The organism is Bacillus paralicheniformis (assembly GCF_002993925.1).
Classification (GTDB): Bacteria; Bacillota; Bacilli; order Bacillales; family Bacillaceae; genus Bacillus; species Bacillus paralicheniformis.
In genome coordinates, this window is the sequence record NZ_CP023665.1 from 1,781,534 (window position 1) to 1,808,273 (window position 26,740).

Sequence of the window (26,740 nt, forward strand, 5' to 3'; positions counted from 1 at the left end):
ATGCCTGAGGGCAAAATCATTAAAGCATTAAGCGGATTTTACTATGTTTTGGATGGTGATCAGATCATTCAGTGCAGGGGAAGAGGGGTTTTCAGAAAAAATAAAATCACCCCTCTCGTCGGCGACGATGTCGTCTACCAGGCCGATAACGATAAAGAAGGCTACATTCTCGAGATTAAAGACAGATTCAATGAATTGGTCAGACCTCCGATCAGCAACGTGGATCAGGCGGTTCTCGTGTTTTCGGCAAAAGAGCCGACATTCAGCACGTCGCTATTGGATCGTTTTTTAGTGCTGGTTGAGGCGGGTGGCATCAGGCCGATCATATGCATTACGAAAATGGACCTCGTGGATGATGACGCGCTCAAAGAGCGGATTCACCAATATGCCGATGACTACCGGAACATTGGGTACAGCGTCTATATGACATCGATGAAAAACGGAAGCGGCATCGAAGACATCGTCTCCCATTTTCAAGACAAAATCACCGTATTCGCCGGCCAGTCCGGCGTGGGCAAGTCTTCGCTTTTAAATGCGATCAGCCCCGACCTTGAACTGAAAACCGCCGGGATTTCCGCTCACTTGGGAAGGGGAAAGCATACGACCCGCCATGTGGAGCTGATCGATATAAACGGCGGGCTCGTCGCCGACACCCCGGGCTTCAGCTCGCTTGAGTTTGCCGGTATTGAAGCTGAAGATTTAGGGTCTGCGTTTTTGGAAATCAGCGAAAAAAGCGCCGAATGCAAGTTCCGCGGGTGCCTGCATATGAAAGAGCCGAACTGCGCCGTCAAACGCGCCGTGGAAAATGGTGAAATCGCCCAGTATCGCTACGACCATTATGTTGAATTTTTAACAGAGATCAAAGACAGAAAGCCGAGGTATTAAGATATGGTATATGTTGCTCCTTCGATTCTTTCAGCCGATTTTGCCCGTCTAGGGGAAGAGATTCGGGATGTTGAACAAGGCGGCGCCGATTTCATCCACATCGATGTGATGGACGGCCATTTCGTTCCCAACCTGACCATCGGGCCGCTTGTAGTGGAAGCCGTCCGCCCGATCACAGAACTTCCGCTCGACGTTCATTTAATGATTGAAGCGCCTGACCGCTATATACCTGCTTTTGCAAAAGCGGGCGCCGATATTTTGTCCGTCCATGTTGAAGCGTGCCCGCACCTTCACAGGACGATCCAGCTCATCAAAGAGCAAGGAGTCAAAGCGGGTGTTGTCTTGAATCCGCATACCCCTGTGCAGCAGATCGAGCATGTGCTTGAAGACCTTGATCTCGTACTATTGATGACAGTGAATCCGGGCTTCGGCGGACAGTCGTTTATTTCCTCAGTCCTGCCGAAAATCAGGCAGGTCAAGGAGATGGCCGAGCAAAAAGGGCTCGCCGACCTGCTGATTGAAGTGGACGGCGGCGTCAACAAAATGACGGCAAGACAGTGTATCGAAGCAGGGGCAAATCTGCTTGTTGCGGGCTCTGCCGTTTATAACGAAAAAGACCGCAAAAAAGCCATTTCCGATATAAAAGGTGCGCTTGGGTAAGGTTTCCCGATGAAAAAGAGCCGGCTTTCTCAAGCTGAGCTCTTTTTTTACGGCGTTTACAGAAAGGACAATGCGATGAAAACGATCAATATTGTAGCGGGAGGTCCCGATCATCTCATTCCCGACTTGCTGCAGTATCAGGACGGCGATGCGCTTTGGGTCGGGGTTGACAGAGGTGCTGTAACCCTTTTGGCAGCGGGGATCGTGCCTGATGAAGCGTTCGGGGATTTTGACAGCATCACAGACGAGCAAAAAAAAGCGATTGAAAAGGCGGCTCCCCGCCTCCATATTTATCAGGCGGAAAAAGATCAGACGGACTTGGACCTTGCGTTGAGCTGGGCGGTCGGACAGCGGCCTTCATGCATTAGAATGTTCGGCATTTCGGGAGGCAGAGCAGACCATTTTCTCGGGAATCTGCATCTCCTTTACACCGCGATGAAGCAAAACGTCAAGACCGTCATGATCGACCGCCAAAATACGATCAGCATGCACCCCCAAGGCTCTTACACCGTCATGCGTGATCAAACAACACCGTACATTTCATTCCTGCCGTTTACGGAGACGGTAAAAAACCTTTCCCTCGAAGGATTTAAGTATTCTTTAAATAAGTGTCATATTGCTCTAGGTTCGACACTATGTATTAGTAACGAACTCATCCATTCACAAGGTGCTTTTTCGTTTTCTGAAGGCATATTAATAATGATAAGAAGCACTGATTAAATATCCTGGCGCTTCCGCTCGCTTTGTGTTTGGGATCCGATGTTGAAGGTGGATGCGGTTGCGGACTCTTTGAGGAGGGAAGGGAATGAAATTTTACACCATTAAATTACCGAAGTTTTTAGGGGGAATCGTCCGGGCGATGCTTGGCTCGTTTCGCAAAGACTAAGAAGCGCCGGGTGCGCTTTTTTTGCGGAGCGGGTCAAAGGGCTCTCCCCGGATGGCAAGCAAAAGAACGAAAAAACGCCTGCCTAAAGCGTACAGTCGCTCTTGGCAGGCGTTTATTTTTTCTTATACACGCTCAACTTTTCCAGATTTCAAAGCTCGAGCAGATACATATACTTTTTTAGGCTTGCCGTTCACAAGGATGCGCACTTTTTGAACGTTAGCGCCCCATGTGCGTTTAGAAGCGTTCATCGCGTGAGAACGAGAGTTGCCAGAACGTGATTTTCTGCCTGTAATAACGCATTTACGTGCCATTTGTTTCCCTCCTAACTATCAAAAAAAACATCATCATTCATTATCAGTTGATCACCTGTGATGCTTCAGATACTTTAATAATTTACCACAGCTGAAAACCGTTTGCAACTATTGATTGCTCTGCTTTCAAGAAAAATCCCTTGACATCTTGAAAAAATGAACGCGCTGTAGTATAAGTAGGGTTAGGTTTGGAGAGAAGCCTGCCTGTTCTTTTAAAAAGAAGGTCCTTATAGTAGAATGATGTTAACCAGAGGTCAGAAGCGAGACTCGAAAAGGAGGAACCAACGTGTCCATTGAATTCCGAACAAAATACGGACAGATTGATATATCAAACGAAGTGGTCGCCATGGTTGCGGGAGGCGCAGCGATCGACTGCTACGGGATCGTAGGTATGGCATCCAAGAACCAAATTAAAGACGGACTGACTGAAATCCTCAGAAAAGAAAACTTTGCAAGAGGCGTCATCGTCCGCCAAGAAGAAGATCGTATTCATATTGACATGTACATCATTGTCAGCTACGGAACAAAAATTTCAGAAGTGGCACATAATGTTCAAACAAAAGTCAAATATACGCTCGACCATACAGTGGGTCTTGCAGTGGATTCCGTAAATATTTACGTTCAAGGAGTACGAGTGACGAACCCGTAGTTAGGAGGAAAACAAGAGTGTCTATACGAAATCTGGATGGAAAAGCTTTTGCAGAAATGGTTCTGTACGGCGCACGCCATCTGTCTCAAAACGCAAATGTAGTTGATGCGTTAAATGTATTTCCGGTTCCGGACGGAGATACAGGAACGAACATGAATCTGTCGATGACATCCGGTGCAAAAGAAGTGGAGCAGATCGATGCCGCCAATATCGGCAAAGTGGCACAAAGCCTGTCAAGAGGGCTTCTGATGGGAGCGCGGGGAAACTCGGGCGTCATTTTATCCCAGCTGTTCAGAGGCTTTGGCAAATCGATTGAACAGAAATCGGAAATTAACGCGAAAGAATTTGCCGCCGCGTTCCAGGCCGGAGTGGACACTGCCTACAAGGCCGTCATGAAGCCTGTCGAAGGCACGATCTTGACGGTTGCCAAAGATGCGGCAAAAAAAGCAGTGCTCACCGCTCAAACTGAAACCGATATCATCAAGGTGATGGAAGCCGTCGTGAATGAAGCGGAGGCTTCATTGGAGCGGACGCCTGAGCTGCTTCCGGTTTTAAAGGAAGTCGGTGTCGTCGACAGCGGCGGAAAAGGGCTTCTTTACGTGTATGAAGGGTTTCTCGCTTCTTTAAAGGGAGAAAAGCTTTCTGAAAAAGCGGCCGCTCTTCCGTCATTGGATGATCTTGTCAGCGCGGAGCACCATAAAAACGCTCAAAGCCACATGAATACAGAAGACATCGAATTCGGCTATTGCACGGAATTTATGGTAAAGCTCGACAGCGGTAAAAGAAACTTTAATGAAGATGCGTTCCGCCAGGATTTAAGCGGCTTCGGTGATTCACTGCTCGTCGTCTCAGACGAAAATATCGCCAAGGTGCACATCCACGCCGAATATCCGGGGGAAGTCATGACTTATGCGCAAAAATACGGCAGCTTAATCAACATGAAAATCGAAAACATGAGAGAGCAGCACAGCGCGATTCTCAATCAGAACAAACAGGAGGCAGCTGCCCCGGCAGAAAAAGCGCCGGCTGAAAAGCAGCCGTACGGCGTCGTCACAGTGGCCATGGGAGAAGGAATCGCCGAACTTTTCGAAAGCATCGGCGCCACAAAGGTCATCGAAGGCGGTCAGACGATGAATCCGAGCACGGAAGACATCGTTCAGGCGATAAAAGACGCCAACGCGGACACGGTCTTGATTCTGCCGAATAATTCAAACATTGTCATGGCGGCGAACCAGGCCGCGGATGTTGCCGGACAACATGTGATTGTCATCCCGACGAAGACCGTTCCTCAAGGAATGGCCGCGCTCCTCGCATTCAACCCGGCCCTTGGAGCGGACGAGAATCAAGCCGCTATGCTCGGTGCGATCGGCGAGGTGAAAAGCGGACAAATCACCTATGCGGTCAGAGACACTAACATTGACGGCATCGATATTAAAAAAGGCGATTTTATGGGCATCTTAAACGGTAAAATCGTTGAGACGGCATCTGACCAGTTAGCAGCAGCGAAAAAGCTGCTCGCAGGCATGATCGATGAAGACAGTGAAATCGTCACTGTGATCAAAGGGGAAGACGCGCCGGAAGAAGAGGCCGAAGAACTCGCAGCCTTTATCAGCGAGACGTACGAAGACGTTGAAGTGGAAGTGCACGACGGAAAACAGCCGCTGTATTCCTACATTCTGGCTGTTGAATAATCGATCAAAGGCAGAAGGGCATGATGATAAAAGCCCTTCTCTTCTTTTGGCTTTTTTTAAAGCATCAGCCCGCTCGGACGTTGTCTGCTTGCCAATTGGGGAATGATCGATTAGTCTAAAAAAAACGGCTTTTTTTCCTCCGTACAGCGGGGGAATCTGTGTGTAAAAGGGGGATAAGGATGAAGTACAGAAGTGTGTTTGATATTATCGGGCCCGTCATGATCGGTCCGTCAAGTTCTCATACGGCCGGCGCGGCCAGAATCGGCAGAGTCGCCAGAAGCGTGTTTGGGAGGGAGCCGAAACAAATCGTTGTGTCATTGTACGGTTCTTTTGCCGAGACGTATAAAGGACATGGAACAGATGTTGCGATCATCGGCGGCCTTTTGGATTTTGATACATTTGATGAAAGAATCAAAGATTCGATCCGCCTAGCTGAAGAAAAGGGAATCGCCATCGAGTTCCGGGAAGAAGAAGCGGTTCCAACGCATCCCAATACAGCCCGCATCCTCATCTCTGATGATGAAGGCTCCCTTGAACTCGCAGGCATCTCAATCGGCGGGGGGAAAATCGAAATCATTGAGCTGAACGGCTTTGAGCTCAGATTGTCGGGAAATCACCCTGCTATTTTAGTCGTCCATAACGACCGCTACGGAACGATTGCAGGCGTAGCCAATGTGCTTGCAAAGTTCGCAATCAACATCGGCCATATGGAAGTGGCCCGCAAAGACGTCGGCCAGGAAGCGCTCATGACGATTGAGGTCGATCAAACGATCGATCCGGCTGTTTTTGAAGAATTGAGAGCGCTGCCGAACATCATTGAGGTGACCCAGATCGCTGACTAAAAGGAGGGTGAGACGATATGTTTCGAAATGTAAAAGAATTAATTCAGCTGACAAAAGAAAAGAACGTGTCCATCTCTGAAATCATGATCGCGCAGGAGATCGAGGTGTCAGGCCGGACGCGGGAAGAAATATTCGAGCAGATGGAAGCCAACTTGACCGTGATGGAAGATGCTGTGCAAAAAGGTGTTGAAGGCGTCGTGTCGCACTCCGGATTGACGGGGGGAGACGCCGTTAAGCTTCAAGCCTACCTCAAATCGGGCAAAGGGCTGTCAGGGAATGTCATCCTTGACGCTGTCAGCAAAGCGGTTGCGACAAATGAAGTCAACGCTGCGATGGGAACGATTTGCGCAACGCCGACGGCCGGTTCGGCCGGCGTTGTCCCGGGGACGCTTTTTGCGGTAAAAGAGAAACTTCAGCCGACGAAAGAGCAGATGGTCCGCTTTTTATTTACATCGGGAGCGTTCGGATTCGTCGTTGCCAACAATGCGAGCATTTCGGGAGCCGCGGGAGGCTGTCAGGCTGAAGTCGGCTCGGCCTCGGGCATGGCGGCTGCCGCCATCGTCGAAATGGCGGGCGGAACCCCTGAACAGTGCGCCGAAGCGATGGCCATCGCTTTAAAAAACGTACTCGGTCTAGTCTGCGATCCTGTCGCAGGGCTTGTTGAGGTGCCGTGTGTGAAGCGGAACGCAATGGGCGCAGCCAACGCGATGGTCGCGGCTGATATGGCGCTTGCCGGCATTACAAGCCGCATTCCATGCGATGAAGTGATCGATGCGATGTATAAAATCGGGCAGACGATGCCGACGGCACTGAGGGAAACAGGCCGGGGTGGTCTTGCTGCAACACCGACGGGCAAAGAATTGGAGAAAAAAATATTCGGAGGAGCGTCAGCTGCACGTGGAACACAATCTGCAACTTAGTATATCTGTTATAAAAGGCGTCGGGACGGAAACGGAAAAAACGTTAAATGAGCTCGGAATCTATACGGTTCTTGATCTTTTAAACTACTTCCCGTACCGATATGACGATTATGAATTGCGCGATTTGGAAGAAGTGGCACACGACGAACGAGTGACGGTAGAAGGGAAGGTTCACAGCGAGCCTTCTCTTGCCTATTACGGGAAAAAGCGGAGCCGCCTCACGTTCCGGCTATTGGTCGGAAACTATTTGATCACAGCAGTTTGTTTTAACAGGCCTTATTTGAAAAAAAAGCTTGCGATCGGTTCGATCGTTACCGTAACCGGAAAATGGGACAAGCACAGACAATCCGTGATGGTACAGGAGCTGAAAAACGGGCCGCACCAAGGTGACCAGTCGATTGAACCCGTTTACTCCGTCAAAGAAAATATCACCGTAAAGACAATGAGGAAATTGATTCAGGAAGCCGTCCGCAGCCATTTGCCGTCTGCCGAAGACCCCCTTCCGGAAAAGCTTAGGACCGCCTATAAACTTCTGTCTTACCAGGAGGCGGTGAAGGCGATGCACAAGCCCGAGTCGAGGGAAGCTTTAAAACATGCGCGGCGCCGCTTTGTATATGAAGAATTTTTACTGTTTCAGCTGAAAATGCAGGCTTTACGGAAGTTCGAGCGGGAAGCGTCCGACGGAATCAGCCACACCTTTAAAACGGAAGACGTCAATTCGTTTGTCAAAAGCCTCCCGTTTCCTTTGACAAACGCGCAGGCGAAAGCGCTCGACGACATATTAAGGGACATGGCTTCAGGGTATAAAATGAATCGGCTTTTACAAGGAGACGTCGGATCAGGCAAAACGGCCGTCGCCGCGATTGCGTTATACGCCTCGCTGCTTTCGGGATTCCAGGGAGCGATGATGGTGCCGACCGAAATACTGGCGGAACAGCACGCCGATTCATTGGTATCCCTCTTTGAGCAGTACGATGTCAATGTTGCGCTTTTAACAAGCTCTGTGAAAGGGAAAAGGAGAAGAGAGCTTTTAGAAAGATTAAAAGAAGGAGAAATTGATATTTTGGTGGGGACGCACGCCCTTATTCAGGACGATGTCCATTTTAAACAGCTCGGTCTCGTGATCACCGATGAACAGCACCGCTTCGGTGTCGAGCAAAGAAAAAAACTGAGAAGCAAAGGGAAAGATCCCGATGTCTTGTTTATGACGGCGACGCCGATTCCAAGGACACTGGCAATTACGGTTTTCGGGGAAATGGATGTGTCCGTCATCGATGAAATGCCGGCTGGGCGAAAGCGGATCGAGACTTATTGGGTGAAGCACGACATGCTCGAACGAATTCTCGCGTTTATCGAAAAAGAACTGAAAAAAGGCAGACAGGCATATGTGATTTGTCCCTTGATCGAAGAATCGGACAAGCTCGACGTTCAAAACGCCATCGATGTGCACAGCATGCTGACCCATGCTTTCAGAGGAAGGTGGCAGATCGGTCTCATGCACGGAAAGCTCTCAAATGACGAGAAAGAACAGGTGATGAGGCAGTTCAGCAAAAACGAATGCCAGATTCTCGTTTCCACAACCGTCGTTGAAGTCGGCGTAAACGTTCCGAATGCGACGGTCATGCTGATCTATGATGCCGACCGGTTCGGTCTTTCCCAGCTGCACCAGCTTCGCGGCCGGGTCGGGCGGGGCGACCACCAGTCGTATTGCATCCTGATGGCAGATCCGAAATCTGAAACGGGCAAAGAGCGCATGAGCATCATGTCTGAGACGACCGACGGCTTTGAGCTTTCTGAAAAGGACCTTGAACTCAGAGGACCCGGGGACTTCTTCGGCAAAAAACAGAGCGGGATGCCGGAGTTTAAAGTCGCTGACATGGTTCACGACTACCGCGCGCTGGAAACGGCAAGAAGAGACGCTGCAGAACTTGTCTCTTCAAAGGCGTTCTGGACGGATGCCGAATATGAAAGCCTGCGGGAACACTTGCAAAACAGCGGGGTGATGGAAGGAGAAAAGCTGAGCTGACCTGGAAGTCCTGTGAAAATTTATTGTCGGCGGGTAAAGAAAGATTGCATTCCAATCTATGAAATTATATACTACTATTAGTACCTAGTCATAATTGCGCGGATGGTGTTTAAAAACATGAGAAAAAGTAAGAGAGAACGCCAAGAATTGCTGCAGCAGACGATTCGTACGACCCCGTTTATTACGGACGAGGAGTTAGCGGAGAAATTTAACGTCAGCATTCAGACGATTCGCTTGGACCGTTTGGAACTTTCCATACCTGAACTGAGAGAAAGAATCAAAAGTGTTGCCGAGAAATCTCTTGAAGATGAAGTCAAGTCTCTCCCGCTCGACGAGGTCATTGGCGAGATCATTGATTTGGAGCTGGATGAGCACGCGATTTCCATTCTGGAGATCAGAACGGAGCACGTTTTCAGCCGAAATCAAATCGCCAGGGGACACCATTTGTTTGCCCAGGCCAACTCGCTCGCCGTTGCCCTCATCGACGATGAGCTCGCATTGACGGCCAAAGCGGACATCCGCTTTACCAGGCAGGTCAAGCAAGGCGAACGGGTCGTTGCAAAAGCGAAAGTCGTAAAGCTTGATAAAGATAAAGGCAGAACGGTTGTTGAAGTGAACAGCTATGTTGCCGAAGAGCCTGTGTTTTCAGGCGAATTTGTCATGTATCGTTCAAAACAATCATAGAAGGTGGCGCGTAAGTCATGAAAATTGCTGTAGATGCCATGGGAGGAGACAATGCTCCCAAAGCGGTTATTGAAGGCGTGATGAAAGCGGTCGAAGATTTTGAAGACCTCGAGATTACGCTGATCGGCGACCGGGAAAAAATTGCCGCCCATTTAACGGAGCACGGGCGGATCACTGTCAAGCACGCGGAAGAAGTCATCGAGGCGACAGACGAACCTGTCAGAGCCGTCAGAAGAAAGAAGAATTCATCGATGGTTCTGATGGCCGGAGAAGTCGCCGAAGGCAGGGCGGATGCCTGCATTTCCGCCGGAAACACCGGAGCGCTTATGACGGCCGGGCTCTTTATCGTCGGCCGGATTGAAGGGATTGAAAGGCCTGCGTTGGCGCCGACATTGCCGACTGTCTCCGGAGACGGCTTTCTCCTTCTTGATGTCGGAGCGAATGTGGACGCCAAGCCCGAACATCTCGTTCAATATGCCATTATGGGATCTGTTTACGGAGAACAGGTGCTGGGCGTCAAAAATCCGCGCATCGGACTTTTAAACGTCGGAACCGAAGACAAAAAAGGAAATGAGCTTGCCAAGCAGACCTTTCAAAAATTAAAGGAAACCGATTTGAATTTCATCGGCAATGTGGAAGCGCGCGACATGCTGGACGGAGTCGCTGATGTCATCGTGACAGACGGCTTTACCGGTAACGTTGCCTTGAAAACGGTCGAGGGCGCGGCGCTGTCCATTTTTAAAATGCTGAGAACGACGCTGACTTCGAGCTTCACGGCGAAGCTCGCCGCCTCTGCGCTGAAGCCGAAGCTGAAAGAAATGAAAACGAAGATGGATTACTCTGAATACGGCGGAGCCGGATTGTTCGGCTTAAAGGCGCCCGTCATCAAAGCGCACGGATCATCTGACGGACGGGCCGTTTATCACGCGATCCGCCAGGCCAGAGAGATGGTCAGCCAAAATGTCGCTGAATTTATCGAAGAAAAAATTCAACAAAAAGCAGATGAATAGTCTGGAGGTTTTAACATATGGGCAAGATTGCTTTTCTATTCCCGGGCCAAGGTTCGCAGCATATCGGCATGGGACACGAATTGTATGAAAAAGAACCGAATGCAAAGAAGATTTTTGAAGAAGCGGATCAAACGCTTGAAACAAAACTGAGCACCCTCATGTTTGAAGGGGATGCAAAAGAACTGACACTTACATACAACGCGCAGCCAAGCCTTTTAACAGCGAGTACCGCAGCGCTTCAAAAACTGAAGGAATACGGCATTAAAGCCGACTATGCGGCAGGGCACAGCCTCGGCGAGTACAGCGCATTGGTAGCTGCCGGCGCCTTGTCGTTTAAAGACGCGGTTTATGCCGTCAGAAAGCGCGGCGAATTCATGAATGAAGCCGTGCCCGCAGGTGAAGGCGCGATGGCGGCCATTCTCGGCATGGATAGCCAGGCGCTGAAAGAAGTGACGGACAAAGTTTCCGAAGAAGGAAACCTTGTTCAGCTCGCCAATTTGAACTGCCCCGGGCAGATCGTCATCTCGGGAACAGCTAAAGGCGTCGAGCTCGCTTCAGAGCTTGCCAAAGAAAAGGGCGCAAAACGCGCGATTCCTCTCGAAGTCAGCGGGCCGTTCCATTCCGACCTGATGAAGCCGGCAGCTGATAAGCTTCGTGAAGTTCTTGATGCGTGCAAGATCAGCGATGCAGCCATTCCGGTCGTCTCCAACGTAACAGCCGACTTTGTAACAGATAAAGACGACATTAAGAATAAACTGATTGAACAGCTGTATTCTCCTGTGCGATTTGAAGAAACAATCAGCCGCCTGATTGACGAAGGCGTGACGACGTTCATCGAAATCGGCCCCGGAAAGGTTTTGTCAGGGCTTGTGAAGAAAGTGAACCGCAGAGTCAAAACGATTGCTGTGTCAGACCCGAACACAATTGAACTTGCCGTTCAAACGTTGAAGGAGGAAAACGAAAATGCTGGAAAATAAAACAGCCGTTGTTACAGGAGCCTCAAGAGGGATCGGCCGCGCGATCGCCCTGGACCTGGCGAAAAACGGAGCGAATGTCGTCGTCAACTACGCGGGCAATGAAGCGAAAGCGAACGAAGTCGTAGACGAAATCAAAGCGCTCGGCCGCGATGCGTTTGCTTTTAAAGCGGACGTTTCAAATGCGGATGAGGTTCAGGCGATGATGAAGGAAGCGGTCGGACGCTTCGGCACGCTTGACATCCTTGTCAACAATGCGGGCATTACAAAAGACAATCTGTTCATGAGAATGAAAGAAGATGAATGGGACGACGTCATTAACATAAACTTAAAAGGTGTGTTTAATTGTTCAAAAGCCGTAACAAGACAGATGATGAAACAAAGAAGCGGCCGGATCATCAACATCACCTCGGTTGTAGGCGTCGTCGGTAACGCCGGACAGGCCAACTATGTCGCGGCTAAATCAGGCGTGATCGGCTTGACGAAAACGCTGGCGAAAGAGCTTGCGTCAAGAAATATCACCGTTAATGCAATCGCTCCGGGGTTTATTTCGACGGAAATGACGGACAAGCTGACAAAAGATATTCAAGACGAAATGCTGAAGCAGATTCCGCTTGCACGGTTCGGCGATCCGTCTGACATCAGCAGCGCCGTTGTTTTCCTCGCATCTGACCATGCGAGCTACATGACCGGCCAGACGCTGAACATCAACGGCGGAATGGCTATGGTTTAAACGAAATCAAAAATTGAATTATCTCTGGTTTTTTAAAAACGAATCAACTATAATACTTGAGGGGAGGTGAATAGCTATGGCAGACGCATTAGAGCGTGTAACAAAAATCATCGTAGACCGCCTCGGCGTGGATGAAGCCGACGTCACTCTTGAAGCTTCTTTTAAAGAGGATTTAGGCGCTGATTCCCTTGATGTAGTTGAGCTTGTCATGGAACTTGAAGACGAGTTTGATATGGAGATTTCTGACGAAGATGCTGAAAAGATTGCAACAGTCGGTGACGCTGTGAACTACATAAATAGTAAGCAGTAAGCTCATTTAAAGTCCCGTTTAAAGACGGGGCTTTATCCCTTTATAAATGCGGCTTTAATTTTAATGTTTTGCTGCCCAATGATACACGAACCTGCCTTTTCATAGGAGGTGAGGTGAACTTGATGTGCCCATATGGAGGTTGCTATGTCAAAACATTCACATTTCAGAGACAAAAAAATGTTTCAAAAGAAAGCGGAGCAGTTTAAAAAGTTTCAGGAACGGATTTCGGTTCAATTTCAAAACGAGAAGCTTTTATATCAAGCATTTACACATTCATCTTATGTGAATGAGCATCGAAAGAAGCCATATGAAGATAATGAGAGGCTTGAATTTTTAGGAGACGCCGTTTTGGAACTGACGATTTCTCAATTTTTATACGCCAAATACCCGGCGATGAGCGAGGGTGATTTGACGAAATTGAGAGCGGCGATCGTATGTGAGCCTTCTTTGGTTTCCCTGGCCCATGAGCTTTCTTTCGGAGAGCTTGTTCTATTGGGAAAAGGAGAGGAAATGACTGGAGGAAGAAAGCGTCCGGCGCTTTTAGCCGATGTGTTTGAAGCTTTTATCGGTGCGCTCTATCTGGATCAGGGGCTCGAAGCTGTCGTGGCCTTTCTGAAAGCGTACGTTTTCCCTAAAATCGACGATGGTGCTTTTTCTCATGTGATGGATTTTAAAAGCCAGCTGCAGGAATTTGTACAGCGCGACGGACGAGGTATTCTGGAGTATAAAATCCTTCAGGAAAAAGGACCGGCGCACAACCGCGAATTTGAAGCAAACGTATCGCTAAAAGGAGAAGTACTTGGGGTGGGAAGCGGCCGTTCCAAAAAAGAAGCAGAACAGCATGCCGCTCAAGAAGCGCTCGCGAGGCTGCAAAAACACCATATGAAACAATAAATCCCCCTTGCAAAACTCAGGGGGATTTCAATGTATTTTAAGCCTTTTCGATGGGGTTATGATAGAATTGTAATACTTTAATACATAAGGAGGATCACCATGTTCCTCAAACGTTTAGACGTGATAGGATTTAAATCGTTTGCAGAACGAATTTCTGTAGATTTTGTAAAAGGCGTGACAGCTGTCGTCGGTCCGAACGGCAGCGGAAAAAGCAACATTACCGACGCGATCCGCTGGGTGCTCGGTGAACAGTCCGCCAAATCGCTCAGAGGCGGTAAAATGGAAGACATCATTTTTGCAGGCAGCGATTCGCGGAAAAAGCTGAATCTTGCCGAAGTGACGCTGACGCTTGACAATGACGACCGCTTTTTGCCGATCGATTTTCACGAAGTCAGTGTGACGAGAAGAGTCTACAGATCTGGGGAAAGCGAATTTCTCATCAACAACCAGCCGTGCCGTCTGAAAGATATCATCGATCTTTTTATGGATTCGGGGCTTGGAAAAGAAGCGTTTTCCATCATCAGCCAAGGCAAAGTCGAAGAGATTTTAAGCAGCAAGGCTGAAGAGCGGAGAAGCATCTTTGAAGAAGCGGCCGGCGTATTAAAATACAAAACGAGAAAGAAAAAAGCCGAAAACAAGCTGTTTGAGACACAGGACAATTTGAACCGTGTCGAAGACATCCTCCACGAGCTCGAGGGGCAGGTGGAGCCGCTGAAAGTGCAGGCTTCGATCGCCAAAGACTACCTTGAAAAAAAGGATGAGCTTGAAAAAATCGAAATCGCGTTAACGGCGTATGATATCGAAGAGCTTCACGGAAAATGGGAAGCCCTTCAGCAGAAAGTCGAAAAGGCGAAAGACGAAGAGATGTCTTCGTCTGCGGCCATCCAGGCAAAGGAAGCCAAAATCGAAGAGGCAAGAGACAAAATTCAAGCGCTCGACGAATCGGTCGATGAGCTTCAGCAAGTGCTGCTTTTGACAAGCGAGGAACTGGAGAAGCTTGAAGGCCGGAAAGAAGTGCTGAAGGAACGCAAAAAAAACGCGACGCAAAACAGAGCTCAGCTTGAAGAAGCGCTCGTCCAGCGCAGTGAAAAAGAGCGAAGCCTGAAAGAAAAAATCGCCGCGCAGAAGCTTGTGTTTGAAAAGCTCGAGGCCGAAGCAAAAGAGCTTGCCCGAAAGGTGAAAGAAAAGAATCAGGCTCTCTCCGGATACAGCGAAAATGTAGAAGAAGAAATCGAACAGCTGAAAAGCGATTATTTCGAGCTCTTGAACGAACAGGCATCCGTCCGAAACGAGCTTCAATTTCTTGAAGACCAAATGTCCCAATCCGCGGCGCAGCAAAAACGACTCGCGCAAAACAATGAAAAATATTTAAGCGAGCGGAAGGAAATCGCCGACCGAAAGATGAAAACCGAACACGAATTCAGCCTCGTCGACGAGCGCCTTCACAGCCAGATTCAAGCATTCAGGGACGCGCAAAAAAGCTACGAACAGAAAAAAAGCCAGTACGAGAAAAAGGAATCCGCCCTTTACCAGGCTTATCAATACGTTCAGCAGGCGCGCTCCAAAAAGGAAATGCTTGAAGCGATGCAGGAGGACTTCTCAGGGTTTTATCAAGGCGTCAAAGAAGTATTAAAGGCCAAGAGCGAGCTTCCGGGCATTCGCGGTGCGATTGCAGAGCTGTTAAAGACGGACGAGCGGTATGAAACAGCGATTGAAATCGCGCTCGGCGCAACGGCCCAACATGTTGTCACTGACGATGAAGACGCCGCCAGACGGGCGATTCAATATTTGAAAAAGCATTCGTTCGGAAGGGCGACCTTTCTCCCGCTTTCCGTCATCAAAGAGCGCCGCATTCAGTCGCGAGATATCGAAGCGGCGAAAGAAAATCCGTCGTTCATCGGCATCGCCAGCGAGCTTGTTTCGTTTGATCCGGCCTACCGGACCGTCGTGCAAAACCTGCTTGGCACCGTGCTGATCACCGAGCATTTAAAAGGCGCCAACGATCTTGCCAAACGGCTCGGCCACAGATACCGGATCGTCACCCTTGAAGGGGATGTCGTCAATCCGGGCGGTTCAATGACGGGAGGAGCCGTTAAGAAAAAAAGCAGCTCGCTTCTGGGACGCAACAGGGAGCTGGAAGCCCAGACAAAACGTCTCGCCGAGATGGAAGAGAAAACCGAATTGCTCGAAAAAGAAGTGAAAGCCCTGAAGCAGACGATGCAAGAGCTTGATGCCAAACTTCAGTCACTCCGCGAGGACGGGGAAGGCTTAAGAACCGAACAGCAGGAAATCAAAGGGCGTCTGTACGAACTCGAAATCGCCGAGAAAAACGTCAACAGCCATTTGGAGCTCTACGACCAGGAAAAATCGGCTCTGCTCGAAGGGGACGAAGACAAGAAACGGCGTAAAAAAGAGCTTGAAGAAAAGCTCACATCGATCGCCGGCGGGCTGAAGCGCCTCGATTCCGAAATCGAAGCCATGACGGAGCGGAAACAGACACAGACCTCGACGAAAGAAGCGCTGCAAAGCGAGCTGACCGATTTGAAAGTGGTGCTGGCGAAAACCGAACAGTCGTGTGCGAATGAACGGGAAAAGCTCACAAGGCTTGAAGAAGAGTATGCCGAGAATGCGGAAGCGCTCAAAATTGCCGAAGAGGATCTCTCTTTCTTGACGACAGAAATGTCCTCCAATACTTCCGGGGAGGAAAAACTTGAAGAAGCTGCGAAAAAGAAGCTGAACGACAAAAATAAAACCGCAGAGCTTATCGCATCAAGAAGAGAGCAGCGGATGAAACTGCAAAAAGGCCTTGAAACCGAAGAGCTGGAACTGAAAGAAATGAAGCGCCAGTATAAGCAGATGGCAGGCCTCTTAAAAGACGAAGAAGTCAAGCTCGGTCGCATGGAAGTCGAACTCGACAACCTGCTCTCTTTCCTGCGGGAAGAGTATGGACTTTCATTTGAAGGGGCGAGGGAAAAATATCCTTTGGAGCTTTCCCCTGAAGAGGCGAGGAAGCGCGTCAAGCTGATCAAGCTTGCAATCGAAGAGCTGGGAACGGTGAACCTCGGCAGCATTGAGGAATTCGAAAGGGTCAATGAACGCTACCTCTTCCTCTCGGAGCAGAAAGACGACCTGCTCGAAGCGAAAAATACGCTCTTTAAGGTTATCGAGGAAATGGATGAGGAAATGACGAAGCGTTTTGCGGAAACATTTGCACAGATCAGTTCTCATTTCGAAGACGTCTTCCGGGCGCTGTTCGGCGGCGGAAGAGCCGAACTCAAGCTGACAGATCCGAATGACCTGCTCCAATCGGGCGTCGATATTATCGCTCAGCCTCCGGGCAAAAAGCTGCAGAACCTGAGCCTGCTTTCCGGCGGGGAACGGGCCTTGACGGCGATCGCGCTCCTGTTTTCGATCCTCAAAGTCAGACCGGTTCCGTTCTGCGTGCTGGATGAAGTCGAGGCGGCGCTTGACGAAGCGAACGTGTTCCGCTTTGCCCAATACTTGAAAAAATACAGCCATGAAACCCAGTTTATCGTCATCACCCACCGAAAAGGAACGATGGAAGAAGCCGATGTTCTTTACGGCGTGACGATGCAGGAATCAGGCGTTTCCAAGCTGGTCTCAGTCAAGCTTGAAGAAACAAAAGAACTAGTTCAATAAAGCGAGGTTACAGGACATGAGCTTTTTTAAAAAACTGAAAGAAAAAATCACACAGCAGACCGATTCGGTTTCAGGCAAATTTAAAGAAGGCCTGGCGAAAACGAGAAATACGTTTCAGGAGCGGGTCAATGAGCTTGTCTCCCGCTACCGGAAAGTGGACGAGGATTTTTTTGAAGAGCTTGAAGAGGTTCTGATCAGCGCTGATGTCGGCGTTTCAACGGTGATGGAGCTGATTGACGAACTGAAAAGCGAGGTCAAACGAAGAAATATTCAGGACCCGAAAGAGGTTCAGTCCGTCATTTCTGAAAAGCTCGTCGAAATCTATGAAGGCGGGGAGCAGGAAGCAGCAGAGCTCCGCGTCGAAGACGGCCGCTTAAACATCATTTTATTCGTCGGCGTAAACGGCGTCGGCAAAACGACGACGATCGGCAAGCTTGCCCATCAATTCATCAAAGAAGGCAAAAATGTCGTCCTTGCTGCCGGAGATACATTCAGAGCCGGCGCGATCGATCAGCTTGAAGTGTGGGGAGAGCGCGTCGGCGCGCATGTCGTCAAACAGGCTGAAGGCTCGGACCCTGCGGCCGTTATCTATGACGCCGTTCAAGCCGCGAAAGCGCGCGGCGCCGATGTTCTGCTTTGCGACACGGCAGGACGTCTCCAAAATAAAGTGAACTTAATGAAAGAACTCGAAAAGGTAAAGCGCGTGATTCAGCGCGAAGTGCCTGATGCACCTCATGAAGTGCTGCTCGTACTGGATGCGACGACAGGACAGAACGCGATGACACAGGCGCGCGAATTTTCCAAAGCGACTGATGTCTCCGGCATCGTGCTGACGAAGCTCGACGGAACGGCAAAAGGCGGCATCGTCCTCGCCATCCGCCACGAGCTCCAGATTCCGGTCAAGTTTGTCGGACTGGGAGAAAAAATGGATGACCTGCAGCCGTTTGAAGCAGAGTCATATGTATACGGCCTGTTTTCCGATCTGATCGAGAAAGAAGAGTAGGCGCGGAAAACCCCTTCGCCGGGGTTTTCTTTTTCGCCGTCATGTATGACAAGATAAAAACTTGACAGATCAAATATTTCAGCGTAAACTAATGTATCGTAAAGGGATTTGACTTAACAAAGGGGAGAGTCTCATGACGCTTGAAAAAACAACGAGAATGAATTACCTATTCGATTTCTATCAGTCGTTGTTGACATCAAAACAAAAAAGCTACATGTCGCTTTACTACTTAGACGATTTCTCCCTTGGCGAAATAGCTGAAGAATATCATGTCTCAAGGCAAGCGGTCTATGACAATATCAAGCGGACCGAAGCCATGCTTGAGCAATATGAAGAAAAGCTACTTTTGTTTAAAAAATTTCAAGAGCGCAATAAGATTTTTGAAGAGCTGAGAAAGCTGACTGACGGTCAGCCCGAAGCGGAATCCCTGATCGACGCGCTTGAGAAATTAGATTAGGAGGCGGCACTTAATATGGCATTCGAAGGATTAGCCGACCGACTGCAGCAAACGATCTCAAAAATCCGCGGAAAAGGAAAAGTAACGGAGCAAGACGTCAAAGACATGATGCGCGAAGTCCGTTTAGCGCTCCTTGAAGCGGACGTCAATTTTAAAGTCGTGAAAGATTTTGTGAAAAAGGTAAGCGAACGAGCTGTCGGACAAGACGTCATGAAAAGCCTGACGCCCGGACAGCAGGTCATTAAAGTGGTAAAAGAAGAACTGACGGAGCTGATGGGCGGCGAGGAAAGCAAGATTGCCGCTGCAAAGCGTCCGCCGACCGTCATCATGATGGTCGGTCTGCAAGGGGCCGGTAAAACGACGTCGACCGGAAAGCTCGCCAACCTGCTTCGCAAAAAACATAACCGCAACCCGCTGCTCGTGGCAGCAGACATCTACCGCCCGGCGGCTATCAAACAGCTGGAAACGCTCGGCAAACAGCTCGATATGGCGGTATTTTCACTGGGTGACAAGGTCAGTCCGGTTGAGATTGCCAAGCAGGCCATCGAAAAGGCGAAAGAAGATCATCATGACTACGTTCTCATCGATACGGCGGGACGCCTTCACATTGATGAAGACCTGATGGATGAGCTTGAGCAGGTAAAAGAAACAGCTCAGCCGGAAGAGATTTTCCTTGTCGTTGATTCCATGACGGGTCAAGATGCGGTAAATGTTGCCAAAAGCTTCAACGAACAGCTCGGTGTGACGGGTGTCATTCTGACGAAGCTTGACGGTGATACAAGAGGCGGGGCGGCCTTGTCGATCCGCGCCGTGACCAACACGCCGATCAAATTTGCCGGAATGGGCGAAAAGCTTGATGCACTGGAGCCGTTTCATCCCGAACGGATGGCCTCGCGAATTCTCGGAATGGGCGATGTGCTCACCCTTATCGAGAAAGCCCAGGCCAACGTAGACGAAGAAAAGGCGAAAGAACTCGAGCAAAAAATGAAAAATATGAGCTTTACGCTCGACGACTTTTTGGAACAGCTCGGACAGGTCCGCAATATGGGGCCGCTTGAAGATCTGATTCAAATGATGCCCGGCGCAGGCAAAATGAAAGGCTTAAAAAACGTTAAGGTTGATGAAAAACAGCTCAGCCATATCGAAGCCATCATCAAGTCGATGACCGGGAAGGAAAAAGAGCAGCCTGAGATCATCAATGCAAGCAGGCGCAAACGGATTGCGAAAGGAAGCGGGACATCCGTACAGGAAGTCAACCGTCTTTTAAAGCAATTTGAAGAAATGAAAAAAATGATGAAACAGATGACAAACATGACAAAAGGCAAGAAAAAAGGGTTTAAACTGCCCTTCATGTAAACCTGTTTTCAGATGATAAAAACGTTGTTAAGAAAAAACACTTTACAAACACTTTTATCATTGTTAATATACTATCTTGTTGAAATATTTTCGGAGGTGCTAGTAAAATGGCAGTAAAAATTCGTTTAAAACGTATGGGAGCAAAAAAATCTCCTTTCTATCGTATTGTTGTAGCAGATTCTCGTTCACCGCGTGACGGCCGTTTCATCGAAACAGTCGGAACTTACAACCCGGTTGCAAAACCAGCGGAAGTCAAAATTGACGAAGAGCTTGCGCTTAAATGGCTTCAAACAGGAGCTAAACCATCTGACACGGTTCGCAACCTGTTCTCTAAAGAAGGCATTATGGAAAAATTCCACAACGCTAAACAAAGCAAATAATGAGTGATCTGCACTTGGAAGAGCTGATTGTATCACTGGTCAAACCGCTTGTGGATCATCCGGATGACGTTCAGGTTTTCAGAGAGGAAAATCCAGAGCGGACGATGTTCCGCTTGTCTGTCAACAGAGAGGATACCGGCAAGATCATCGGCAAAAAAGGGCGCACTGCAAGGGCGATACGCTCTGTCGTATTTGCGGCAGGCGCACAGTCTTCTAAGAAAGTTCAACTTGAGATCGCAGACTAAGGGGAGAGGGTGAAAACCTCCCCCTTTTTTAACATGTAAGAAAAATAGAAACAGATGAACGATTCCGATTGTCAGCTTATGCCAGGCTGCCGGATTTCAGGGAAAGGAAAAATCACGGGACAGTAGGTGATGATGCCATGCAAATTATCCAACGTGTTACCGTTATGCAGGTTTTGACTGAAAACAGCAAAAAAAAGCTGCTGGCTTCTTTTGAAGAACGAAAGGAAATCCTTGAGCGCGAATGCAACCAGCTCTATTTTCAGCTCAGGAAGCACGAAAAGGAACACCACAATCCGGCAGCGACTGAATCATTTAAAAAAGAAATTGAAAAACGTCAGGACAAGATTAAAATGATCGTTTTTCAAATCAATCAAATCCATACACTGCCGCTTGGCAGCGAAGTAAAGGAAAAAGAAATCGACGCTTTAATGGACATTGAAGTCGGGGATAATTGGCATGATATGACGACGGGAAAAACAATCGTGATTAAAGACGGGATCGTCATTGAAATTCGTCCGAGGTGAAGAAATGCTGAAACAATGGTTTAATGTAGGGAAAATTGTTAATACTCATGGGGTAAAAGGCGAAGTCCGCGTCATTTCAAGAACCGATTTTCCTGAGGAACGGTACAAGCCCGGAAACGCGCTCTACTTGTTCCGTGAAGGAACAGACGAGCCTGTCAAGGTGACCGTCAGCGCCCACAGGCTTCATAAACAGTTCCACCTTTTGCAGTTTAAAGAGGTTGAAACGCTCACCGAAGCCGAAAACTTAAAGAATGCCTTGATTAAAGTTCCCGAAGACCAATTAAGCCAGTTGGCGGAAGACGAGTACTACTTTCACGAAATCATCGGCTGCGATGTTTTTTCGGAAGACGGGGATTTAATCGGCAAGGTCAAAGAAATTTTAACGCCGGGCGCCAACGATGTCTGGGTCGTGGCCAGACCGGGAAAGAAAGACGCGCTTATCCCTTATATCGACGCCGTTGTCAAAGAGATTAATGTGGCGGATCAAACGATCAAGATTCATATCATGGAAGGGTTACTTGACGAATGAAAATCGATTTTTTAACGCTTTTTCCGGAAATGTTTGAAGGTGTGCTCGGCTCGTCGATCCTGCAAAAAGCTCAGGATAAGGACGCTGTCCACTTTCGCGTGGTGAACTTTCGGGCCTTTTCCGACAACAAGCATCAAACCGTTGATGATTATCCATACGGCGGGGGAGCAGGAATGGTGCTGAAACCGCAGCCTGTCTTTGATGCGGTCGAAAAGCTGACAGCTGAAGCCGAAGGGTCTCCGAGAATCATCCTCGTCTGCCCCCAAGGGGAACGCTATACCCAACAGAAGGCTGAAGAACTGGCGCAGGAAGAGCATTTAATGTTCATTTGCGGGCATTATGAAGGGTATGATGAGCGGATCAGAGAGCACCTGTCTACAGACGAAATTTCGATCGGAGATTTCGTTTTGACAGGGGGAGAGCTGCCGGCGATGATGATCGCAGACAGTGTTGTGCGGCTTTTGCCGGGCGTGCTCGGCAAGGAAGAATCGCACCTTGAAGACTCTTTCAGCACGGGGCTTCTTGAACACCCTCATTATACGCGGCCGGCAGATTATAAAGGCCTGAAGGTGCCGGACGTTCTGACATCCGGGAACCATGCGAAAATCAAAGAATGGCGGCGGAAGGAGTCTCTCAGGCGCACTTTTTTAAGGCGGCCCGACCTTCTGGAAAACTATCCTTTATCTGAAGAAGAGCGAAAATGGATTTCTGAATGGAAAAACCGGTAGATTCTATTGCACCCGGAAAAAAGGTGTGGTATGATACTACTTGTGACTTGAACGGGAACGCTCGTTTAAGTTTGAAAACGATGTTCCGCTGTGCCGGTTAACTCGCGCAAGAGCATCTGTTGGAAGGAGTTGAAGACGATGCAAAAATTGATTGAAGATATCACAAAAGAACAATTGCGCACTGATTTGCCTGCGTTCCGTCCTGGTGATACTTTACGTGTACACGTTAAAGTTGTCGAGGGTAACCGTGAGCGTATCCAGGTTTTTGAAGGTGTCGTGATTAAGCGTCGTGGTGGCGGAATCAGCGAAACTTTCACAGTTCGTAAGATTTCTTACGGTGTCGGAGTTGAGCGTACATTCCCATTGCACACACCGAAAATCGCGAAAATCGAAGTTGTCCGTCATGGTAAAGTACGCCGTGCGAAACTTTATTACCTGCGCGAACTTCGTGGAAAAGCGGCTCGTATTAAAGAAATCAGACGATAAAGATAACGAACGAAAAGAGCTTGTTAACCATAACAAGCTCTTTTTTTGTCAAACAAGTATAAATGCACCACACCATTAAAAGAATAGCAATAACAGAAAGTAGGTGTCAGACAAATGGTGATCCAATGGTTCCCAGGGCATATGGCCAAAGCGAGGCGGGAAGTAACGGAGAAACTCAAGCTGATCGACATTGTATACGAACTGGTCGACGCCAGAATTCCGATGTCTTCAAGAAACCCGATGATTGAAGAGATTTTAAAAAACAAACCGAGGATCATGCTGCTCAACAAGGCGGATAAAGCGGACTCCTCCGTGACGAAGGCTTGGAAGCAGCACTTTGAAAAAGACGGGATTCCTTCTCTCGCCATCAACTCGGTCAACGGACAGGGGCTCAATCAAATTCTTCCCGCTTCAAAAGAGCTGCTGAAAGAAAAGTTTGATAAAATGAAAGCAAAAGGTGTAAAGCCGCGCGCGATCAGAGCGTTGATCGTCGGCATTCCGAACGTCGGCAAATCGACTTTAATCAACCGGCTGGCGAAAAAAAACATCGCCAAAACGGGCGACAGACCCGGGATCACAACGGCGCAGCAGTGGGTGAAGGTCGGAAAAGAGCTCGAGCTTCTCGATACCCCGGGGATTTTATGGCCGAAGTTTGAGGACGAGCTTGTCGGGCTGAGGCTTGCGGCAACAGGTGCAATTAAAGATTCGATTATCAACTTGCAGGATGTCGCCGTCTACGGTTTGCGCTTTTTGGAAGAGAATTACCCTGAGCGCTTAAAAAAGCGCTATGATCTGGAAGAGATTCCAGAAGAGATTGCAGCGCTTTTTGATGAGATCGGAAAAAAACGCGGCTGTCTCATGGCCGGAGGCGAGATCAATTACGACAAGACGACAGAAGTCATCATCCGCGATATCCGCACCGAAAAGTTCGGTCCGCTTTCTTTTGAAAAGCCGGAGGATATGTAAAAAGGCGCGCTTTTAAAAGAGCGGGCCTTTATTTTTGCAGGAGATGCGCCGATAAGAACATTAGGGGAGAAGAGAAAGTGAAAACATTAACCGTCAAAAAAATTAAAGAACATCTTCAATCGGTGAGTGATGAAAAAGACCCTTTTATAGAGCAGTGCAAAAATGATGGGCGAAAAAGCGTCCAAGCGCTTGTCGACGCCTGGCTGAAGAAAAATGAAAGGCTTTCGGCCATGCAGGAAGAGTGGCAGGTGATGACGTCTTTCGAACGGTCGCTGAGAGCGCGGGGCTATCAATATATCGCCGGAATCGACGAGGCGGGCAGAGGGCCTCTCGCAGGGCCTGTTGTTGCCGCCGCTGTCATCCTCAAAGAAGACTGTGAAATATTAGGGCTGACAGATTCGAAAAAACTGTCAAAGCAAAAAAGAGAAGACTATTATTCATACATTATGGAAGAAGCCGCAGCAGTCGGCGTCGGGATCGCTGACGCTGATGAGATCGATGAGCTGAATATTTATGAAGCCTCGAAAGCGGCGATGCTGAAAGCGGTCCAAGCGCTGGACGTCGCTCCGGATTATCTTCTAATCGACGCCATGTCGCTTGCAGTCGATACAGAGCAGTCATCGATCATTAAAGGGGATGCAAAAAGCGCATCGATAGCGGCAGGCGCATGCATCGCAAAAGTGACGAGAGACAGGCTGATGGATGAATACGCCGCAAAGTATCCTCTCTACGGCTTTGAAAAGCATAAAGGCTACGGAACAAAAGAGCATCTGCATGCCCTTGCCAAATACGGCCCGTCGCCGATACACCGAAGATCGTTCGCCCCTGTTAAAGCACATGAATAACGTTCTGGAGGAAGAATGACTTTGATGATGCTGAACGATGTACATAACAGCTTAAGAAAACAATTTGAACAAGCTGATCCTCTCCAGCGGATCAGCGGAACGGAGACGGATCAGAAAAGGCTGATGCTCGGCAAAGTGCTCCGCTTTATCAGCGAGCAGTTCGCCGAAATACAAATCGGCAATACGAAATGGCAGGGGAAGCTTGAGGCACCCCTGAAAGCGGGCGCTCATTACTGGTTTTCGTATGAAAAGAAGCCTGATGAAGCGACAGGCCGCCTTCAGGTCGTTGAAGCGTTTGACAAAAACCCGAAGACAGTGCAGGATGCCGCTTTTAAGCTGTTGAACGGGCTTTCTCTGAAGCGGACGAAGGAAGCTGTCTTTCTGGTCGGAGCGTTGCTGAAGGAGCAGCAGCCGATCAGGGAAAACGATTTAAGAGCCGCCATCAAGTGGCTTGAAAATCTGCCGAAGTCTGACGCCCAAAAAGGCGCCGATGCCGTCATGTTCGCTCTTAAACGCGAACTTCCCGTCCATCCCGGCGTGCTCGATTCGATTTTGGCCGTCAAAAACCCCGTACCGCTGAACGAGCAGATTGCCAAAACATTTGATATGATCACGAACGCCACTCAGCAATCCGCAGGCATGGAAAAGCTGAAGCAGGCGCTTTTGCCTGTTTTACAAGCGGAGACCGAGGTGCATGCCGAAAGGCTGATTCAAAAGCTTGCAGAACACGTCAGGTCGCTAGAAAAAGGAGAACTGCAGGGCGTTCAGCCATTAAAGCCGCAGGTTCAGTCAGAAATCGGGAATCCTTTGCAAAAAGCTGACGCCGGCGGCACCCAAGGACAAGAAGCAAAAGCTGTTCAGCAGCAGCCGCAAAAAGCAGAAATCGCGGCAGCTAAAGACCTGCTCGCTAAATTGGCGGCACAAGCCGAAACGAACGGGACGCATATTGTAAAAGAAGCGGCAGGCGTCATCAGAGCGCTTGAATCGAGCGGATCTCTAGGACAAGCTCCGGCCGTTCCGGGCGGATTCACGCCAAAAGAGACGGAATTATTGCAGCATATCATGAAAGAAACAGCACCTGCATTAACGAATAAAGCCGATGTATTTTCCGTTCTCCTCAAGATCAAAGACCTTTTAGGCGTCAGAGATGAACTCTCATTGTTGAGAGCGATGGAAAACGGCGCTGTTCTCAAAGATCAGGGCCTTCAATCTTTAAAGCTCGTGCTGAATGAAATGAGGCATGCTTCCGATCTTCCCGCTCCTGTAAAACAGGAAGCTGATCAAATCTTTCACCGTTTAAACGGACAGCTGTTTTTGCAAAATGATCAGCCTGCCCAGAGCCAGCTTTTTCTGTCGTACCCTTTGTTTTCAAAAAACGGCGTTCAGGATTTGACCGTTTTCTTAAAAGGGCAGAAAAAGGACGACGGAAAGATCGACCCTTCCCAGTGCCGCCTTATGTTTTACCTTCAGTTGGAGGCCTTGGAAGAGACGGTGATCGATTGTTTAATCCAGCAAAACGTCATGACGGTTACAATTGAAACAGGATTCAACTTGGAGCCTTTGCTTGAACCGCTGGTCCCCGCTTTAAAGGAAAATCTGAAAGAACTGGGCTACAGCTTGTCAGGCGTCACAGCAAAAAAACGGGAAAACATGAAGCTTGCTCCTTTTCTGGACGCCCGCTTTGAACAAATTACAGAGAGCGCAGTGGATGTGAAAATATGAAGGAAGAATCTGTTCCATTAAGAAGAGCTGTTGCGCTTCACTACGATGAAATGAAGGATAAGGCGCCGAAGGTGGTTGCCAAAGGATCGGGATACACGGCGGAGAAGATCATTGAAGAGGCGCAGAAAGCCGGCGTTCCGATTCAGGAAGATGCGACGCTTGTCGAATTAATGCGCCACTTGGAGCTTGACGATCACATTCCTGAAGCGCTTTACGAAATCGTCGCCGAGATCTTTTCATTCGTCTATACGCTTGATGAAAAATTGAAAAAGAGGGAATGACTTTTGAAAAAAAGCCGTTTCCTCTATTAATTTTATATTTTTAATAAAATAAAAGTGTGAATGTTTAGAAGGATTTTACGATT

Annotated in this window: 30 protein-coding genes; 29 read left to right on the forward strand and 1 reads right to left on the reverse strand. The window is 48.7% G+C overall.

Annotation, left to right across the window (positions count from 1 at the left end):
• From rsgA to spoVM, 4 genes are all read left to right on the forward strand, one after another.
• Positions 1–885, forward strand: a complete 885-nt coding sequence (gene rsgA, locus CP943_RS09110; RefSeq protein ID WP_096748089.1) for a ribosome small subunit-dependent GTPase A — start codon at positions 1–3, stop codon at positions 883–885.
• 3 nt (positions 886–888) lie between these two features.
• On the forward strand, positions 889–1,545 hold the full coding sequence (gene rpe / locus CP943_RS09115) for a ribulose-phosphate 3-epimerase (protein ID WP_039072720.1): 657 nt from the start codon (positions 889–891) through the stop codon (positions 1,543–1,545).
• A gap of 75 nt (positions 1,546–1,620) precedes the next feature.
• Positions 1,621–2,265, forward strand: a complete 645-nt coding sequence (locus tag CP943_RS09120) for a thiamine diphosphokinase (protein WP_096748457.1) — start codon at positions 1,621–1,623, stop codon at positions 2,263–2,265.
• 85 nt (positions 2,266–2,350) lie between these two features.
• On the forward strand, positions 2,351–2,431 hold the full coding sequence (spoVM, locus tag CP943_RS09125; RefSeq protein ID WP_003221545.1) for a stage V sporulation protein SpoVM: 81 nt from the start codon (positions 2,351–2,353) through the stop codon (positions 2,429–2,431).
• Positions 2,432–2,553: 122 nt separating this feature from the next.
• Here the strand turns inward: spoVM and rpmB are convergent, their stop codons facing one another.
• Positions 2,554–2,742, reverse strand: a complete 189-nt coding sequence (rpmB, locus tag CP943_RS09130; protein ID WP_003181685.1) for a 50S ribosomal protein L28 — start codon at positions 2,740–2,742, stop codon at positions 2,554–2,556.
• Between the two features lie 286 nt (positions 2,743–3,028).
• On the opposite strand from rpmB, the gene CP943_RS09135 reads away from it, so the two are divergent.
• The 25 genes from CP943_RS09135 to CP943_RS09255 all read left to right on the forward strand — a co-directional run bounded on the left by CP943_RS09135 (position 3,029) and on the right by CP943_RS09255 (position 26,657).
• The gene (locus CP943_RS09135; protein WP_003181687.1) at positions 3,029–3,391 is read left to right on the forward strand and encodes an Asp23/Gls24 family envelope stress response protein; all 363 of its coding nucleotides are present in this window, start codon (positions 3,029–3,031) and stop codon (positions 3,389–3,391) included.
• Between the two features lie 17 nt (positions 3,392–3,408).
• Positions 3,409–5,082 (forward strand): DAK2 domain-containing protein, encoded by a 1,674-nt coding sequence (locus CP943_RS09140; RefSeq protein WP_080131363.1) that lies wholly within the window; start codon positions 3,409–3,411, stop codon positions 5,080–5,082.
• Between the two features lie 179 nt (positions 5,083–5,261).
• Positions 5,262–5,924 (forward strand): L-serine ammonia-lyase, iron-sulfur-dependent subunit beta, encoded by a 663-nt coding sequence (sdaAB, locus tag CP943_RS09145; RefSeq protein ID WP_020451357.1) that lies wholly within the window; start codon positions 5,262–5,264, stop codon positions 5,922–5,924.
• Positions 5,925–5,941: 17 nt separating this feature from the next.
• On the forward strand, positions 5,942–6,844 hold the full coding sequence (sdaAA, locus tag CP943_RS09150) for an L-serine ammonia-lyase, iron-sulfur-dependent, subunit alpha (RefSeq protein WP_065644114.1): 903 nt from the start codon (positions 5,942–5,944) through the stop codon (positions 6,842–6,844).
• Positions 6,822–8,870 carry an ATP-dependent DNA helicase RecG gene (gene recG / locus CP943_RS09155; protein ID WP_020451359.1) on the forward strand — a complete coding sequence of 683 codons (2,049 nt, stop codon included), beginning with the start codon at positions 6,822–6,824 and terminating at the stop codon, positions 8,868–8,870. Before sdaAA ends, recG begins: the two co-directional genes overlap by 23 nt.
• A gap of 117 nt (positions 8,871–8,987) precedes the next feature.
• On the forward strand, positions 8,988–9,554 hold the full coding sequence (fapR, locus tag CP943_RS09160; protein ID WP_020451360.1) for a transcription factor FapR: 567 nt from the start codon (positions 8,988–8,990) through the stop codon (positions 9,552–9,554).
• A 17-nt stretch (positions 9,555–9,571) separates the two neighbouring features.
• Entirely contained in the window at positions 9,572–10,564 is a 993-nt protein-coding gene (gene plsX / locus CP943_RS09165) for a phosphate acyltransferase PlsX (RefSeq protein WP_020451361.1), read from the forward strand.
• 17 nt (positions 10,565–10,581) lie between these two features.
• The gene (gene fabD / locus CP943_RS09170) at positions 10,582–11,541 is read left to right on the forward strand and encodes an ACP S-malonyltransferase (RefSeq protein WP_023857218.1); all 960 of its coding nucleotides are present in this window, start codon (positions 10,582–10,584) and stop codon (positions 11,539–11,541) included.
• On the forward strand, positions 11,528–12,271 hold the full coding sequence (fabG, locus tag CP943_RS09175) for a 3-oxoacyl-[acyl-carrier-protein] reductase (RefSeq protein WP_023857217.1): 744 nt from the start codon (positions 11,528–11,530) through the stop codon (positions 12,269–12,271). The genes fabD and fabG overlap by 14 nt, the downstream gene beginning before the upstream one ends.
• A gap of 76 nt (positions 12,272–12,347) precedes the next feature.
• Entirely contained in the window at positions 12,348–12,581 is a 234-nt protein-coding gene (acpP, locus tag CP943_RS09180; protein WP_003181706.1) for an acyl carrier protein, read from the forward strand.
• Between the two features lie 144 nt (positions 12,582–12,725).
• Complete coding sequence (gene rnc, locus CP943_RS09185) at positions 12,726–13,475, forward strand: ribonuclease III (protein ID WP_023857216.1); 750 nt, start codon at positions 12,726–12,728, stop codon at positions 13,473–13,475.
• A 99-nt stretch (positions 13,476–13,574) separates the two neighbouring features.
• Positions 13,575–17,135, forward strand: a complete 3,561-nt coding sequence (gene smc, locus CP943_RS09190; protein WP_075213241.1) for a chromosome segregation protein SMC — start codon at positions 13,575–13,577, stop codon at positions 17,133–17,135.
• Between the two features lie 16 nt (positions 17,136–17,151).
• Positions 17,152–18,138 (forward strand): signal recognition particle-docking protein FtsY, encoded by a 987-nt coding sequence (ftsY, locus tag CP943_RS09195; protein ID WP_020451366.1) that lies wholly within the window; start codon positions 17,152–17,154, stop codon positions 18,136–18,138.
• Positions 18,139–18,271: 133 nt separating this feature from the next.
• Entirely contained in the window at positions 18,272–18,595 is a 324-nt protein-coding gene (locus CP943_RS09200) for a putative DNA-binding protein (RefSeq protein ID WP_020451367.1), read from the forward strand.
• A gap of 15 nt (positions 18,596–18,610) precedes the next feature.
• The gene (ffh, locus tag CP943_RS09205) at positions 18,611–19,951 is read left to right on the forward strand and encodes a signal recognition particle protein (RefSeq protein WP_105980931.1); all 1,341 of its coding nucleotides are present in this window, start codon (positions 18,611–18,613) and stop codon (positions 19,949–19,951) included.
• A gap of 107 nt (positions 19,952–20,058) precedes the next feature.
• Positions 20,059–20,331 carry a 30S ribosomal protein S16 gene (gene rpsP, locus CP943_RS09210; RefSeq protein ID WP_006638197.1) on the forward strand — a complete coding sequence of 91 codons (273 nt, stop codon included), beginning with the start codon at positions 20,059–20,061 and terminating at the stop codon, positions 20,329–20,331.
• On the forward strand, positions 20,331–20,576 hold the full coding sequence (locus CP943_RS09215; protein ID WP_023857213.1) for a KH domain-containing protein: 246 nt from the start codon (positions 20,331–20,333) through the stop codon (positions 20,574–20,576). Before rpsP ends, CP943_RS09215 begins: the two co-directional genes overlap by 1 nt.
• Before the next feature lie 137 nt (positions 20,577–20,713).
• The gene (locus tag CP943_RS09220) at positions 20,714–21,100 is read left to right on the forward strand and encodes a YlqD family protein (protein WP_020451370.1); all 387 of its coding nucleotides are present in this window, start codon (positions 20,714–20,716) and stop codon (positions 21,098–21,100) included.
• A gap of 4 nt (positions 21,101–21,104) precedes the next feature.
• The gene (rimM, locus tag CP943_RS09225; RefSeq protein ID WP_035338777.1) at positions 21,105–21,629 is read left to right on the forward strand and encodes a ribosome maturation factor RimM; all 525 of its coding nucleotides are present in this window, start codon (positions 21,105–21,107) and stop codon (positions 21,627–21,629) included.
• Positions 21,626–22,357 (forward strand): tRNA (guanosine(37)-N1)-methyltransferase TrmD, encoded by a 732-nt coding sequence (gene trmD / locus CP943_RS09230; RefSeq protein WP_020451372.1) that lies wholly within the window; start codon positions 21,626–21,628, stop codon positions 22,355–22,357. Before rimM ends, trmD begins: the two co-directional genes overlap by 4 nt.
• A 138-nt stretch (positions 22,358–22,495) precedes the next feature.
• Positions 22,496–22,843 carry a 50S ribosomal protein L19 gene (gene rplS, locus CP943_RS09235; RefSeq protein ID WP_020451373.1) on the forward strand — a complete coding sequence of 116 codons (348 nt, stop codon included), beginning with the start codon at positions 22,496–22,498 and terminating at the stop codon, positions 22,841–22,843.
• Positions 22,844–22,957: 114 nt separating this feature from the next.
• A complete protein-coding gene (gene ylqF, locus CP943_RS09240; RefSeq protein ID WP_020451374.1) occupies positions 22,958–23,809 on the forward strand; it encodes a ribosome biogenesis GTPase YlqF in 852 nt (283 codons plus the stop codon).
• A gap of 77 nt (positions 23,810–23,886) precedes the next feature.
• Positions 23,887–24,654, forward strand: coding sequence for a ribonuclease HII (locus CP943_RS09245; RefSeq protein ID WP_020451375.1), 768 nt, complete (start codon positions 23,887–23,889; stop codon positions 24,652–24,654).
• Between the two features lie 24 nt (positions 24,655–24,678).
• Positions 24,679–26,376, forward strand: a complete 1,698-nt coding sequence (locus CP943_RS09250) for a hypothetical protein (RefSeq protein ID WP_105981360.1) — start codon at positions 24,679–24,681, stop codon at positions 26,374–26,376.
• Entirely contained in the window at positions 26,373–26,657 is a 285-nt protein-coding gene (locus CP943_RS09255) for a FlhB-like flagellar biosynthesis protein (protein WP_020451377.1), read from the forward strand. The genes CP943_RS09250 and CP943_RS09255 overlap by 4 nt, the downstream gene beginning before the upstream one ends.
• Positions 26,658–26,740 lie beyond the last annotated feature (83 nt).

Excerpts from the sequence above, each read along its gene's own strand:
- rsgA (WP_096748089.1), top strand. The coding sequence starts at position 1 with ATGCCTGAGGGCAAAATCATTAAAGCATTAAGCGGATTTTACTATGTT.
- rpe (WP_039072720.1), top strand. The coding sequence starts at position 889 with ATGGTATATGTTGCTCCTTCGATTCTTTCAGCCGATTTTGCCCGTCTA.
- CP943_RS09120 (WP_096748457.1), top strand. The coding sequence starts at position 1,621 with ATGAAAACGATCAATATTGTAGCGGGAGGTCCCGATCATCTCATTCCC.
- spoVM (WP_003221545.1), top strand. The coding sequence starts at position 2,351 with ATGAAATTTTACACCATTAAATTACCGAAGTTTTTAGGGGGAATCGTC.
- rpmB (WP_003181685.1), bottom strand. The coding sequence starts at position 2,742 with ATGGCACGTAAATGCGTTATTACAGGCAGAAAATCACGTTCTGGCAAC.
- sdaAB (WP_020451357.1), top strand. The coding sequence starts at position 5,262 with ATGAAGTACAGAAGTGTGTTTGATATTATCGGGCCCGTCATGATCGGT.
- sdaAA (WP_065644114.1), top strand. The coding sequence starts at position 5,942 with ATGTTTCGAAATGTAAAAGAATTAATTCAGCTGACAAAAGAAAAGAAC.
- fapR (WP_020451360.1), top strand. The coding sequence starts at position 8,988 with ATGAGAAAAAGTAAGAGAGAACGCCAAGAATTGCTGCAGCAGACGATT.
- plsX (WP_020451361.1), top strand. The coding sequence starts at position 9,572 with ATGAAAATTGCTGTAGATGCCATGGGAGGAGACAATGCTCCCAAAGCG.
- fabD (WP_023857218.1), top strand. The coding sequence starts at position 10,582 with ATGGGCAAGATTGCTTTTCTATTCCCGGGCCAAGGTTCGCAGCATATC.
- fabG (WP_023857217.1), top strand. The coding sequence starts at position 11,528 with ATGCTGGAAAATAAAACAGCCGTTGTTACAGGAGCCTCAAGAGGGATC.
- acpP (WP_003181706.1), top strand. The coding sequence starts at position 12,348 with ATGGCAGACGCATTAGAGCGTGTAACAAAAATCATCGTAGACCGCCTC.
- rnc (WP_023857216.1), top strand. The coding sequence starts at position 12,726 with ATGTCAAAACATTCACATTTCAGAGACAAAAAAATGTTTCAAAAGAAA.
- smc (WP_075213241.1), top strand. The coding sequence starts at position 13,575 with ATGTTCCTCAAACGTTTAGACGTGATAGGATTTAAATCGTTTGCAGAA.
- ftsY (WP_020451366.1), top strand. The coding sequence starts at position 17,152 with ATGAGCTTTTTTAAAAAACTGAAAGAAAAAATCACACAGCAGACCGAT.
- CP943_RS09200 (WP_020451367.1), top strand. The coding sequence starts at position 18,272 with ATGACGCTTGAAAAAACAACGAGAATGAATTACCTATTCGATTTCTAT.
- ffh (WP_105980931.1), top strand. The coding sequence starts at position 18,611 with ATGGCATTCGAAGGATTAGCCGACCGACTGCAGCAAACGATCTCAAAA.
- rpsP (WP_006638197.1), top strand. The coding sequence starts at position 20,059 with ATGGCAGTAAAAATTCGTTTAAAACGTATGGGAGCAAAAAAATCTCCT.
- CP943_RS09215 (WP_023857213.1), top strand. The coding sequence starts at position 20,331 with ATGAGTGATCTGCACTTGGAAGAGCTGATTGTATCACTGGTCAAACCG.
- CP943_RS09220 (WP_020451370.1), top strand. The coding sequence starts at position 20,714 with ATGCAAATTATCCAACGTGTTACCGTTATGCAGGTTTTGACTGAAAAC.
- rimM (WP_035338777.1), top strand. The coding sequence starts at position 21,105 with ATGCTGAAACAATGGTTTAATGTAGGGAAAATTGTTAATACTCATGGG.
- trmD (WP_020451372.1), top strand. The coding sequence starts at position 21,626 with ATGAAAATCGATTTTTTAACGCTTTTTCCGGAAATGTTTGAAGGTGTG.
- rplS (WP_020451373.1), top strand. The coding sequence starts at position 22,496 with ATGCAAAAATTGATTGAAGATATCACAAAAGAACAATTGCGCACTGAT.
- ylqF (WP_020451374.1), top strand. The coding sequence starts at position 22,958 with ATGGTGATCCAATGGTTCCCAGGGCATATGGCCAAAGCGAGGCGGGAA.
- CP943_RS09250 (WP_105981360.1), top strand. The coding sequence starts at position 24,679 with ATGATGCTGAACGATGTACATAACAGCTTAAGAAAACAATTTGAACAA.
- CP943_RS09255 (WP_020451377.1), top strand. The coding sequence starts at position 26,373 with ATGAAGGAAGAATCTGTTCCATTAAGAAGAGCTGTTGCGCTTCACTAC.